The 13,325-nt window shown below is 50.9% G+C and carries 12 protein-coding genes; 3 read left to right on the forward strand and 9 right to left on the reverse strand.

Features of this window, described 5'->3' with window-relative positions; genetic code table 11:
* The first annotated feature begins 122 nt into the window (after nt 1–122).
* Nucleotides 123–1,253, forward strand: coding sequence for a transposase (locus ABDB91_RS19585; RefSeq protein WP_347489406.1), 1,131 nt, complete (start codon nt 123–125; stop codon nt 1,251–1,253).
* Nucleotides 1,254–1,307: 54 nt separating this feature from the next.
* Here the strand turns inward: ABDB91_RS19585 and ABDB91_RS19590 are convergent, their stop codons facing one another.
* The gene (locus ABDB91_RS19590; RefSeq protein WP_347489408.1) at nt 1,308–1,883 is read right to left on the reverse strand and encodes an indolepyruvate oxidoreductase subunit beta; all 576 of its coding nucleotides are present in this window, start codon (nt 1,881–1,883) and stop codon (nt 1,308–1,310) included.
* Complete coding sequence (iorA, locus tag ABDB91_RS19595; protein ID WP_347489409.1) at nt 1,876–3,633, reverse strand: indolepyruvate ferredoxin oxidoreductase subunit alpha; 1,758 nt, start codon at nt 3,631–3,633, stop codon at nt 1,876–1,878. Before iorA ends, ABDB91_RS19590 begins: the two co-directional genes overlap by 8 nt.
* 409 nt (nt 3,634–4,042) lie before the next feature.
* Here iorA and ABDB91_RS19600 point away from each other — a divergent pair, with 409 nt between their 5' ends.
* Nucleotides 4,043–4,165 (forward strand): hypothetical protein, encoded by a 123-nt coding sequence (locus tag ABDB91_RS19600; protein ID WP_347489410.1) that lies wholly within the window; start codon nt 4,043–4,045, stop codon nt 4,163–4,165.
* Between the two features lie 21 nt (nt 4,166–4,186).
* Here ABDB91_RS19600 and ABDB91_RS19605 read toward each other — a convergent pair whose 3' ends face one another.
* The 6 genes from ABDB91_RS19605 to sleB all read right to left on the reverse strand — a co-directional run bounded on the left by ABDB91_RS19605 (nt 4,187) and on the right by sleB (nt 10,509).
* Nucleotides 4,187–5,485, reverse strand: a complete 1,299-nt coding sequence (locus ABDB91_RS19605) for a phenylacetate--CoA ligase (RefSeq protein WP_347489411.1) — start codon at nt 5,483–5,485, stop codon at nt 4,187–4,189.
* 301 nt (nt 5,486–5,786) lie between these two features.
* Nucleotides 5,787–5,912, reverse strand: coding sequence for a hypothetical protein (locus ABDB91_RS19610; RefSeq protein WP_347489412.1), 126 nt, complete (start codon nt 5,910–5,912; stop codon nt 5,787–5,789).
* Nucleotides 5,913–6,239: 327 nt separating this feature from the next.
* A complete protein-coding gene (locus ABDB91_RS19615) occupies nt 6,240–7,469 on the reverse strand; it encodes an aminotransferase class I/II-fold pyridoxal phosphate-dependent enzyme (RefSeq protein WP_347489413.1) in 1,230 nt (409 codons plus the stop codon).
* Nucleotides 7,466–7,957, reverse strand: coding sequence for an Lrp/AsnC family transcriptional regulator (locus ABDB91_RS19620; RefSeq protein WP_347489415.1), 492 nt, complete (start codon nt 7,955–7,957; stop codon nt 7,466–7,468). The genes ABDB91_RS19615 and ABDB91_RS19620 overlap by 4 nt, the downstream gene beginning before the upstream one ends.
* Nucleotides 7,958–8,361: 404 nt before the next feature.
* Nucleotides 8,362–9,729, reverse strand: coding sequence for a germination protein YpeB (gene ypeB, locus ABDB91_RS19625; RefSeq protein ID WP_347489417.1), 1,368 nt, complete (start codon nt 9,727–9,729; stop codon nt 8,362–8,364).
* Nucleotides 9,730–9,777: 48 nt separating this feature from the next.
* The gene (gene sleB / locus ABDB91_RS19630) at nt 9,778–10,509 is read right to left on the reverse strand and encodes a spore cortex-lytic enzyme (protein ID WP_347489419.1); all 732 of its coding nucleotides are present in this window, start codon (nt 10,507–10,509) and stop codon (nt 9,778–9,780) included.
* A 405-nt stretch (nt 10,510–10,914) separates the two neighbouring features.
* On the opposite strand from sleB, the gene ABDB91_RS19635 reads away from it, so the two are divergent.
* Nucleotides 10,915–11,175 carry a hypothetical protein gene (locus tag ABDB91_RS19635; protein WP_347489421.1) on the forward strand — a complete coding sequence of 87 codons (261 nt, stop codon included), beginning with the start codon at nt 10,915–10,917 and terminating at the stop codon, nt 11,173–11,175.
* A 596-nt stretch (nt 11,176–11,771) separates the two neighbouring features.
* On the opposite strand, the gene ABDB91_RS19640 is transcribed toward ABDB91_RS19635, so the two are convergent.
* Entirely contained in the window at nt 11,772–13,196 is a 1,425-nt protein-coding gene (locus ABDB91_RS19640; protein WP_347489423.1) for a cobyrinate a,c-diamide synthase, read from the reverse strand.
* Nucleotides 13,197–13,325 lie beyond the last annotated feature (129 nt).

Here is a 13,325-nt window from a genome sequence, read left to right on the forward strand (position 1 = left end):
AACTCCCACGCCGCGAGCCCATGCCAATGGTGATGAATAAAAACCATCTTTCTTTATCTTGCAAGTTATTCAGGACATGGTAAAATAAGCTAATATTAAATACAAACCAAGGAGGGGAAACTATGGGACGTTCTCCTCGCGTATCGGCACCAGATACAGTATATCATGTTATCTGCCGGGGGAATAACCGTCGGCCAATTTTTGCAGATAACCAAGATTATTTCTGCTATCTGGATTTATGGCGCCAAAATAAGGCGAAAATGGATTTTCAGGTATTTGCTTACGTTTTGATGACCAACCATGTACACTGGCTGCTAAAAACCGGCCTAACACCCCTGTCGGAAATTATACACCGCATCCACAGCAGCTATGCACGGTGGTTTAACCACCGACATCAGCGGGTAGGGCATTTGTTTCAGGGACGTTATAAAAATATTATTTGTACAGATGACGCCTACTTACTAACGCTGGCCGGATACATTCATCAGAACCCTGTACGCTCGGGATTGGTTAAAAGCGTGCACCTGTACCCCTGGAGCAGCTACCATCATTACGCGTCAGGGCAGCAGAATGACTTGGTGGAAATCGATTTTATACTGAATTATTTTAGCCAGGATAAAGAAAAGGCTCGCTCGGGTTTTATTAAATTCTGCCGGGATGCTAATAATAGCGACTGCCCGGGCGAGACACACTCACAAAAAGAAAGACGGCACAACTTGCCATCTTCTGCAATAAATCCGTATAATAATCAAGCTGGTGCAGGCGATACGTCCACGGCAAAAATATCACCCAATATATTACCGAGCAAATCAACGGCCGGCTCCACTTCAAATCCCATGCTTAACTACACGAATAAGCCGGTAAACAACTCGAATAATCCCGCTACCAATAAGTTTGTCAAGTCCGCAGGCGTATCCGCAAACAACTTCGCAGGCAGCGCTACAAACAACATTGCAGGTGCATTTTCTGAAAAACGTATTCCTTCTCAGGACCTGAATAAAATAGCTGTGTGGATTGAAAAGGCTACTAATATTACATTACCGGAACTTAAAGGCAACAGCCAAAAGAGGCACATAGTTTTGGCCAGAAGCTTATTTATTAAAATAGCGGTCAGCAATGCCGGAATAAAACGCAATGCGGTTGCCAGTTACCTTGGCAAAGAACGCTCTCTTATCACCAAGGTAATGAAGAAGTGGTCCGACAACCGCATGCCTGCCCCGGCAATCGAACTATTACATAAATTCGGCCATTAGTCTTTAGTTTTTCAACTCTAGCCCTGCAATCTTTCAACTTCAATCTTTCAACTTTCAACTTTTGAACCCGGCACCAAAAGCAGCGTTGTTTACTTCCAGGAAGCGAGGGGGTACTGTGGCCGCCAGGGCGTCCCGCCAGATTTTTTCTTCTATAGGCAGTTTTTGAGCCAGAGCGCCCAGCAGTACTACATTGGCTGCTTTGCCGTTGCCGCAGGCTATAGCCTGATCCAGGGCTTGCAGCACCTGTACCTTTACACCCCGGGCTCGTATTTGAGCGATGATATTTTGCGGGTACTCGGCGGCTCCGGCCAGCACGGGTACCGGATAGATTTGCTGGTTGTTGATGATTAACGTGCCGCCCGGCTTGAGATAGGCAAGCCAGCGCAGCGCCTCGAGTTCTTCAAAGGCCAGAATAACATCGGCTTCACCTTCGGAAATGAGCGGTGAATATACCTTTTCCCCCAGGCGCACCTGGGTGACCACACTGCCGCCCCGCTGGGCCATGCCGTGGATCTCGGAAACCTTGATATCATACCCGGCAGCCCGGGCCGCCGCGGCCAGCACTTTACTGGCCAATATGGTACCCTGACCGCCCACACCTACCATAAGCACATCCACCGATTTAAGCATCAGCCTGACCCCCTTGCATCGCCCCGGTTTTACATACCTGCACGCATAGATTACAGCCTACACAGGCATCTGCGTTTACCAAAGCTTTACTGTCAATTACCGAAATAGCCGGGCAGCTCAGTTTCAAGCACATCTTACAGCCGGTACACTTTTCCTGATCCACTGTTACGGCCGGCCTAACTTCCCGCTTGAGCAAGACGCAGGGACGCCGGGCAATAACAACCGACGGGCCGGGCGCGGCGGTTTCAGTTTTAATTACTTCCCGCAGCCGCGATATATCCAGAGGATCCACAACTTCCACCCGTTTTACCCCCAGTGACCGGCACAGCATGGTAATATCCACCTCGGGGGCGGCCTGTCCCATCAGGGTACGCCCGGTGGCCGGGTGATCCTGGTGCCCTGTCATGGCGGTAGTGCGATTGTCCAAAATAATTACGGTACTGTCACTGTTGTTATATACGGCATTAAGCAGCCCGGTGATGCCCGAATGCAGGAAAGTTGAATCGCCAATTACAGCAACGGTACGTCCTTTGAGGCCGGGCACCGCTTTGTCCATGCCGTGGGCCATGCCTATGCTGGCTCCCATGCAAACGCAACTGTCGATTCCTTCCAGAGGCGGCAGCCCACCCAACGTATAACAGCCGATATCGCCGGTTACGGTTAACTTAAGCCGCTGCAGCGTATAAAACACACCGCGGTGCGGGCAACCCGCGCACAGCACCGGCGGACGGGGCGGAGCCTGGGGCAAGCCCGCAGTTAAATCCTCCGTTTGAAGCGGCACAGGCAGCACACCCGCTTTCACAAAACAGCGCCGGAGCAACCCCTGGCTATACTCACCGGTGTCGGGAAAGAACTCTTTGCCGGCCACTTTTATACCCAGCATGCGGATCTGTTCCTCCAGATAGGGCTCCAGCTCTTCCACTACGAAAAGAGTCTCAACCTGAGCGGCGAACTTTTTAATAAGCTCAACAGGCAGCGGGTTGGTCATACCCAGTTTAAGCACCGCAGCATCGGGCAGCACTTCCCTGACTAACTGATAGCTGATGCCGCTGGTAATTACACCCGCTTTGCCATCGCCCGGAACAATAAAGTTCAACGGGGTATTTTCGCTGTACTCGGCCAGCCTGGCCAGCCTGGCCGCCAGGCTGACGCGGCGCAAACGGCCAAAGGCAGGCACCATAAGATTTTTCTTTACGTCTTTGCCATATGGCTTAATTTCCCGAACTGCCGGTTCGCCCAACTCCACCATACTCTGGGAATGGGCCACCCGGGTGGTGGTACGCAGCATCACGGGAATATCATACCGCTCGCTGATAGTCAGGGCCAATCCCACCATGTCCTTGGCTTCCTGGCTGTCGGAGGGCTCCAGCAGAGCTACTTTGGCAAACCTGGCATAATAACGGTTGTCCTGTTCGTTCTGGGAACTGTGCATACCGGGGTCATCGGCTGATACCAATATCAACCCCCCGTTGACCCCGGTATAGGCCGCTGTAAAAAGAGGATCGGCCGCCACATTAACCCCCACATGCTTCATAGTCACCAGCGCCCGGGCTCCGGCCATGGCAGCGCCGATACCTACCTCCAGGGCAACCTTTTCATTAGGCGCCCATTCGCTATAGACTCCCTCATAGCGGGAAAGGTTTTCCAGGATTTCAGTGCTGGGTGTGCCTGGATAACCTGCAGCCAGGGTGATACCGTTTTCATAAGCTCCCCTGGCAATAGCAGCGTTGCCGGAAAGTAATTCCTTCAAAACCTTAAACCTCCCCTATCAGTCGTCAATCTTACATAGTTTTATTAATAATAAGACCGTCGTACCATTTAACATTATGGAATAACATATTTCAACACAAGTGCGCCATATAGCTGCGAACGCTATTCACATATTTCCAATCGATTCCCTATCAAGCAACATGGATGGTTGCCATATCTTGTGTCACCGGCATTTGCCAATAGACATCCATGCCGTTTGCACGGCACTATCAGAGAATGAAAAATAGCTTAGTCTATCATTGCTAGGAGCAAAGCGACGCGGCAATCTCATGCCGGGCTCTGTTTACACAGTTTGGGATTGCTTCGTCGCTTCGCTCCTCGCAATGACAGACCTTAATTGTATTCCTTGCAATGACGAACTTCAAGCGTTGCAGGCTATATTCATAGCAATGACAGTTGAAAGCATATCGGAAGCAAAGAACCCCCGAGCTTTTTTCCGCGGCATTTCCCGCCAGCTGGCCGAGCAGGGCCGCCAGGCGCCCCGGGCGAATGATGTGCACCGGGATAATTAAAGCCGCTTACCGCCCACGCATTTACTTGGGCCGGTTGTCAAACACCCGCTTGGCCTTGCCTTCGCTTCTGGCCAGAGAACGGGGCTCCAGCAAGCGTACTTTGCAGTTTATACCAAGCACGCTGAATATCTTTTGCTTTATTTTACCTTCGAACTCTTGTAAATCCCGGAAATGACCGGTGAACATTTCATCGGTCAGCTCCACCTGTACCTCCATAAAGTCCAGATAACCCTTCTTGTTTACCAGTATTTGATAGTGGGGAGCCAGCCCGTCCACATTCATCAGTACGGTTTCAATTTGCGAGGGGAATACGTTGACCCCGGAGATGATCAACATATCATCGGTACGGCCCAACACCTTGCGCATCCGGGCCAGCGTCCGGCCACAAGCACACTTTTCTTCGGTAAGCACGGTAATATCCCTGGTGCGATAGCGCAAAATGGGCAGCGCCTCTTTAGTAAGGGTAGTAATTACCAGCTCACCCTCCCGGCCGACAGGCAGCTGTTCACCCGTTTGGGGATCGATTACTTCCACCAGGAAGTGATCCTCATGAATATGCATACCGGGTTCCCGGCCGCACTCACCGGCAACGCCGGGTCCCATTACTTCGCTTAAACCGTAGTTATCGGTAGCCTTCATATTCCAGGTACGCTCCAACTCGGCCCGCATGCTTTCAGTCCAGGCCTCCGAGCCGAATAAGCCGATGCGAATGCCCAAATCAACAGGATCCACACCCAATCCCCGGGCTACTTCGGCCAGGTGCAGCGAATATGAAGGAGTGCCCACAAGAGCAGTGGTCCCGAAATCCTGCATCAGCATAATCTGCCGCCTGGTGTTGCCCACCGAGGCGGGCACAATGGTGGCCCCCACCTTTTCCAACCCGTAATGCAGGCCGAAAGCACCGGTAAACAGCCCGTAGCCAAAGGTTATCTGTACTACATCCTCATCGGTGACACCGGCCATGGTAACCACCCGGGCTATTAGCTCAGACCAGTTTTCCAAATCTTTACGGGTGTAACCCACTACGGTAGGTTTACCCGTGGTACCTGACGAAGCATGCAGCCTCAGCACCTCTTTACCGGGCACGGCAAAAAGGCCGTACGGATAATTATCCCGCAGCACTGTTTTGTCGGTAAAGGGCAGCTTGGTTACATCCGCCAGGGTGCGGATATCCTCGGGCCGCACACCGGTTTGCTCCATGGCCGCACGGTAATAGGGGACCCGATTATAAACCCGGGCCACCGTTTCCTTAAGCCTTTGCAGCTGCAGAGAGCGCAATTCCTTCCTGTCTATGCATTCATGTCGTACATCCCAAATCATATTTTTTACACTTCCTTGTATTAGGGGTCATACTATAACTTTTCTAAGCTTACCTGAAGCAACCCGCCTCTGGTTATTATTTTACAAGCACCAAAGGCGGAAATCTAACCTGTCCTGTAAGATATCCACTGAAACCAGGTTTTGTATGAGCACCGATATACGCTAATCCATATTATATAAAATTTATAATTTTCACGTCAGATTTGATTAAACAAGCAGCTCAATCCCGTGCAAACCGAGGCCGAGTGCGGAACCGGAAAAATAAAAATAACCGGGGCGGAAATAATCCTCATGCCCCGGCTTAGATAACCGGGCTTCCGAAAAACTCAGGCATGGTCATGGTGTTGAGCTTGATGGTCATTGCTCTCGTTCGCCGGGCCAAGATAATCCAGGCCGGCAAACCGCCCACCAGAGTATTGCCGAGCACTATCCAAAGCCCGGATATCCCAAATCCCCATCCTGCTTTACAATTATAATAACGATCTATAATAACGGCCGAAAAACAGGCGGTACCGAAGCTAAAAGCGGAAAGTCACGGGCCCGCCGATCGACCACCTCAAAAAAATCATTTACAGTACGGGTTCTGCGCGTGGCCGCCAGACCGCTAAATAACAGAACGACCGCAAAAATCCCCATGGCGCATATTTAAACATGCTGCCATCCTCCCATACTACCAAGCTGTCAGCAGTTTATCAATTGTATTTTTAATTACAGATATAATTAAATTCGATATACTTTTACAAATTCCTTCTTATCAGGCGCTTTGGCCGCCTGAAATTTTCACCGGTGCGGAAATCACTTTGGGCCGTATGCCACAACGACGTACAAAACGGGCCATACGCCGGAAAGCTTCACCGAGCTCATCAATGGAGGCGGCATAAGAAACCCTGACAAAACCCTCGCCGGATTGCCCAAAAGCATTGCCGGGCACCAGAGCTACTTGCTCCTGCTTAAGCAATTCCTCCGCAAACTCTTCGGAATTCAAACCGGTAGCGGATATCCGGGGAAAAGCATAAAACGCTCCGCCGGGCTCAAAGCAGGGCAGGCCCATATCCAGGAATGACTGCACCACCAAATGACGGCGGCGATTATAGTGCTCGACCATGCGGCGCATGCCGGGCTGGCCGTTTTTAAGCGCCTCCAGCGCGGCCATCTGTGCGGTAATAGAAGTACACAACATTGAATACTGGTGTATTTTAGTCATGGCACTAATGATATCGGAATGGCCGGCCGCGTAACCCACCCGCCAGCCTGTCATAGCGTAAGCCTTGCTGAAACCGTTGAGCAGCACCGTGCGGTCCCGCATACCGGGCAGCGACGCCACACAAGTATGCTCACCTACATAGGTCAGGCGGCCATAAATTTCATCGGAAATAACGATAAGGTCGTTTTGCACCGCTACTTCGGCTATCTTTAACAACTCATTCCGGTCCATCACCGCGCCGGTGGGGTTATTGGGATAGCAAAGCAGTAATACTTTGGTCCGCGGCGTAATGGAAGCCTGCACCTGTTCAGCCGAAATACAAAACCCGTTTTCCGGCCCGGTGGGCATGAACACGGGCACCCCACCGGCCAGAGTGGCACAGGGAGCATAGGAGACATAGGACGGCTCGGGCATCAACACCTCGTCCCCGGGCTCAAGCAGCACACGCATGGCCAAATCCAGCGCTTCGCTCACCCCCACGGTAATAAGTATCTCATTGCGGGGGTTATATTTAACATTATAAGTATGTTCAAGGTCGGCGGCTACAGCCTCTCTCAATTCCAGAAGGCCCCAATTGGAAGTATACATGGTATACCCCTTTTCCAGAGAGTAAATACACGCCTCCCGGATGTGCCAGGGGGTAACGAAATCGGGCTCGCCCACACCCAAAGAAATTACGCCTTTAGTCTCGACGACCAAATCAAAAAATCTTCTAATACCCGAGGGCGGAAGATCACGCACCGCCGGATTGACTTTTTCCGACCAGTTTTTTTGTATCATGGGGAAATCATCAGCCTCCTGTCTTCCTCACCGTCTTCCATAATTACTCCGTCCTGTTTATAGGTCTTCAGAACAAAATGTGTGGTAGTACTAACCACCCCTTCGATAGTAGCCAGCTTAGTAGAAACAAAATGAGATACTTCTTTCATGCTGCGGCCTTCCAGAAAGACCGCCAAATCATAGGTGCCGCTCATCAAGCGCATACTGCGCACTTCCGGAAACCGGTAGATACGTTCGGCTACGGCATCGAAACCGACATCCCGCTGGGGGGTGATACGTACCTCAATCAAGGCACTGACTTTTTCTTCGCCCATTTTTTCCCAATTAATCAGCGTCATATAACTAAGAATAGCTTTTTGATTTTCCAGTTCCTTAATCATGCCCCGCACCTCAGCCGCGTCAATATTAAGCATAACAGCAATTTCATCCGGTGTTAATTTGGCATTATCCTCAAGCAACTCTAATATTTCTCTGGTGGTATTATCCATTTTAGTCACCCCTTTCCGATTATCATCTTTGGCGCACGCATCAAAAAACCCCGTCCCTGGACAAGGGACGAGGTTTTTACTCGCGGTACCACCCTGATTGATCGCCATTACGCATACGATCCTCTCGGGGCCCTTTAACGGGGGCAAATCGGCTCAGCTTACTATCCGTTGGATTTCAGCCTGCGGCTCCAGGGCGGCACGGGCACACACACCCGCCGGGCTCCCACCGTTCCCGGCTCGCTGCGCGATGTATTGTTACCCTTATTCCCCTTCCAAGCATTGCTTTTATCAATGAATTAGCAATATTCTAGCACGCAGTGGTATGAGTGTCAACAAAACTTAACTCTAAAACTTCAGGAAAACGTTCCCATATATGGTTTGACCTGCCGGTTTGCCGGTATTTATTATAAAGTAAGTTCACCGTCCGGAGTATTAACCAGCCTGAGCACATTTTCTTCATCACCGGTTAAAGCGTTGATATACACCAGATAAGTCTCCGACCCCTGCATGCCTTTAAATTCCCAGGTGAGTATTTCTTTTTCCACACCCACCGGAATGAGGGCCAACCTTCCTGTTCCCTCTATATTGAGTCTGTCACTGAGCAGCATACGGGCCCGGCCCTCCGTAAGCTTTGGCTCGGCCAGATTGCGCTTATGATGGGACATTAAGTACCCCCTGGCATCAAAGGCCACCACTTGACCGTTATCCAGAGCCACAGTAACTTTGACAAGATCCGGGTATATAATTATCCCGTCCTGGGCAAGTGCATAATTAAAAGTAACCGTATTGTCATTACGCTGGTGATAGCTTATTTGCATATCTTTATAGCCGTGATCCCGCAAATAATTTTCCGCCCGAGACTGGGCCCTGGCAATACTCCAACCGCCTTTAGACACGTCACGAGGCGTAACCATCCATATCAGATGCCCCCCCTGCATAGAAATATCCGCCACAGTCGGTTCGCCAACCGCGGAGCCGCCCTGGCGACGGGCTATTTCCACCCGGTGGGCCCGGATACTGCCATTTACTTCACCGGTTACCCGGGCCAGCACGTTTTTGTCCCCGGGTTTATCATAATATTGCATGGCTACAGATTTAGCCCGGGACTCGCTTATTTTGTCACCGGTTAGGCCACGGGCCCGCCCTTGTTCCATATGATCGGAAAAAGGACCGTCATAAATCAGGGTGGGATAAGCTTGCATCTGCCGGTCCATATCCTGGAAGCCGCCACCGGCCAGTTTTTGGCCTTCCCCGGCTAAACGGCTTGAGCTGGAGAGTACCAGCTCGGACAGGTTTAAGCTGCCATCCGATATATCGGCGTGTATTTTGCCGAGTTCCTTGTTCAAGCTTGAGGATTGATTATAAAGCCGGTTCACTGTATCCCACTGTTCCCGGGTAAGCGGTTTGCCGTCGGCCAACTGCCCGGCCAACGTATTTGAGTAATCCCCCAGCTGAGTTATAAACTTGGCCGTCCGCCCCAACAGGGCATCACCCACCGGCAGTTGAGTCAGGCTGTCCAGCGCTTGATTTGACTGCTGCCAAATTTCCCCAAAGATCTGCACACTCTTCTCCGGACCGGCCAGTACCATGCTTTTACCCAGCAGAACTTCCATGGTTTGCACATGGTCGGCCAAATTGTAAAATGCCCGCTGATAATTATTATTTATTGCTGTCTGCAGCATCATTTTGGAATTGCGCTCTTGATAACCCCAATAGCCAATACCCAAGGCTGCAACAGCCAATATCCCAAGAACAGCATACCACTTTCTCATAAGCTATGCCTCCTAATTTGTAAGCTTCATATTGGAATTACCCCTGAACTAGTGAGCGAAAACATGGCGGCCAATACGTGCGACAATGTTCCTGCTCCATATCCAGGGGGCGACTTGCTTGCCCGGATTCCAGAAGAAAATTGCGCCGCCGGTGGGATCCATACCCGCCATAGCCTGTCTGGCGGCTTGTAAAGACTCATTGGTAAGCGGCCTGGCATACTGACCGTTAGTTACCGATTCAAACGCATGGGGTTGATAAACAACCCCGGATAAGGTATTGGGGAAAGAAGAGCTTTTAACCCTGTTCATAATTACGGCGCCTACCGCCAGCTTACCGGAATACGATTCGTCGGCCGCCTCTCCTTCGATAACCCGGGCCAGCAGCTGTATATCTCTGGATGTTTCCACAAATCCAGGGGCCACATATTGCTTTTGGGCACCACCGGCAGCGGCTTTATTCCGGCCACCGCCTATACCCAATGCCGCCTGCGTACTCGGACCCACCACGCCATCGGCCCGCAGCCCGTTTTTACGCTGAAAGTCGAGCACAGCCCGGTAGGTAGCGGAACCGTATGTACCGTCTACAAAGCCATGAAAATACCCCCACTGATTAAGTTTTTGCTGCAGTACGGTTACCTCACTGCCGCGACTGCCCCAGTAAAGCGTCTTTACCTGGGCCTGGGCACTGTTGCCTGACAGCAAAATCAGGGCGGTAAACAATATAATTATTGTGCCAAGTATTATGGTCATGCATTTTTTGGCTATCCCGATTATTAACAAAACAGCACCCCCTGATCTATTTGTCCATAGTTTTTCTGAAAATAACAAAACCTATGTGTGTAAAAATTTTTTTAGCATCAAAGCAAGGATTGGCAGATTCCGGGCAGAATAATACCAATAGAGCATTACTTTACTTAATACTACAAAGTATTGCGGTTCTAAAATCCAGGGGAAGTTGAGTCTCCTGAATTAAGAACTTGCTTTAAAGGAGGTGCGCAACCCGGTTTTTTGGTCAGCAAGCTTATTGTATCAGTATCGGTATCGGTATCGGTATCGTAAACGCACATGACATGGCCGCTCATGCCCATGTATAGATGACTGCTTTTATACGCCCCCATGCGGTATTATAAGGCAGATACACATAAATCCGTTTACTATGACCTAATTCACCAAAACCGGGTTTTTATGAAAAAACTTATTGATGTAGATGAATTTGTGAAAATGCGGCAGGATGACATTACCCGGCTGGTTAATACGGCGCTGAACCGGGCCGGTGATGTTGTACGGCAAAAAGTTGCCGCCGGTGATATAAACGCTACCATGCAAGACGTACTGCCCTTGCTGCTATATGAAGTTCTGGTTACCAATACGGTGGCCACCCTGCGGCTGGCAGCGGAAATGATTAACCTTGAGTATGCCGATGGCAGCGGCGGTCCGGATAACTAATGTACTTTTTAGGAGTTGTTGTTATTGTTGCTGAATATTAAATCAATATTATTTATTGCATTTTTAACAGCGGCGGGCTTACTGGCCTTTACCTACGGATTCTTTTTTGAATACCGTAAAAGAAACCGCCGTTAAGGTACGGCGGGACTTATCGGGTAACCAGGCCTAAGCAGTGAGCTCGTTCAGCTAAAGCTGAACGGCGGGCTTCAGATGGGGATTATACCCCACCTGAAGTAGAAATAGGAACCCCCACCCATATAAGTGGGGTTCTTGGAGTTTGATAAAACTTAAGCGCTTGATTTGCGGATTAGCAGCCGCGCCACCGGGACAATTCGAGCGTTCTAATGTCATATCCGGACGCCACGGATAAGATGATGGTTACGTCCCCGCGTCGCTGTCGTTCCTCGCGATGACAGGGCGCACCGCAAAAAAGGGAGTGTCGCAAAACTACTTTCTTGGAGTAGTGAGCGACCCTCCCTTTCCCAGATGCAGCCAATTATTCCGATAATAATCCGGTATTTTTACAAAAGGCTGCCGCACTATGAACTATTTAGTTCGTTGTGCAACAGCCCCTTCAATCGCTATATCTGCAAATATCACCTGGAACCGGCGTACTTCTTACCGGCGGCCACCAGTCTGAGCGCCCAATCGGGCGTGGCCAGCGCATGCAGGTGTGCGTAACAAGCCAGTACATTTTTATATAACACACCGTCGTATTGACCGTTAATTCCGTATCCTTTGGTAACCCGAAAGGCAAATTTAATATTATCCTCCGCCAGGTTTTCCACCCGGGAATTATGAAACTCGTGCCCCCGCACGCTTTCCCCGATTACAAAATATGAACTGCTGTTTTCCACCTGCAGGGTAATATAGCCATGTCCCTGGGGCTTATCCATCATGGTTACGTCAAACGGCAATGCACCCGCCATAGCGTGTTTTACACCTTGCCAGCCAATACTCCGGCTTAGAAACATCAGCCCGCCGCATTCGGCATAAACCGGCAGCCCCGCTTCAATGCGCCCGCGCAAATCACTCAGCAGCTGCCTGTTAGCACTGATTTCAGGGGCAAACATTTCCGGGAAGCCGCCGCCGATGTAAGCCGCATCCACCTTGGGCATCTCTTTGTCCCGCAAGGTATTCACCGGCACCAGCTCGGCCCCGGCCGCCGCCAAAGCTTCCAGGTTTTCCGGGTAATAGAACGTAAACGCCCGATCCAAAAACACAGCCACTTTAACATGGGAAACGGCCGGCCTCAGCCCGTTCACATCCGGACCCCGCATAAACGGAGCATCATCAGGCGGCAGTTCATTCATCACCAGCTGCGGCGCCCGGCGGGCCACCTCGATTATACCGGGCAAGTCAAGAAACGCGCCGGCCCTGCTGCCGGCTTCGTCCACCGCCGCCGCCAGATCATCGTCTTCGACGGCCGGAATAAGCCCCAAATGCCGGTCGGGAATATGAAACTTCTCTCCCTTGGGAATAACCCCCAGCACAGGTATACCACAATAACGATCAATAGCCGACCTGAGTATTTTTTCATGGCGCGGACGGGCCACTTTATTTAGAATCACACCGGCTACCCGCACATCAGGATCAAAATGCTGATAACCCGAGACCATGGCCGCCACACTGCGGGTCATCCGGGTGGTATCCACCACCAGCAGTACCGGCGCAGCAATGGTTTTGGCAATTTCAGCCGTGCTGCCGCTGCCCTCCAGATCCACACCGTCAAAAAGGCCCATGGCCCCCTCCACTACCGCGATATCAACGTCGAGAGCGCTGCGTACAAACGAAGTGCGAATTACTCCCCGATCCATTAAAAAGCTGTCCAAATTTCGGCAGGGACGCCCGGTTATCCTGGTCATCCAGCTGGGGTCGATAAAGTCAGGTCCCTTTTTATAAGGCTGTACGCGGTAACCGGCTGATTTTAATGCCGACAACAGCCCAATGGCAGCGGTGGTTTTGCCGGACCGGCCGTGGGGCGCGGCCACCACCACGCGGGGAATACTATATGACCTCATTTATATCACCGCCTCTCCGACTTTTTATTATCAATCCTGAAAAATAACAGGCACGGCATTGCCGTTGCTTAGAGCAGCGGATAACCTGTGCCTGAATAAATTATCCCTATTGCAAAACATGCTTATACA

This window comes from Desulfoscipio sp. XC116 (assembly GCF_039851975.1).
Lineage (GTDB): Bacteria > Bacillota > Desulfotomaculia > Desulfotomaculales > Desulfallaceae > Sporotomaculum.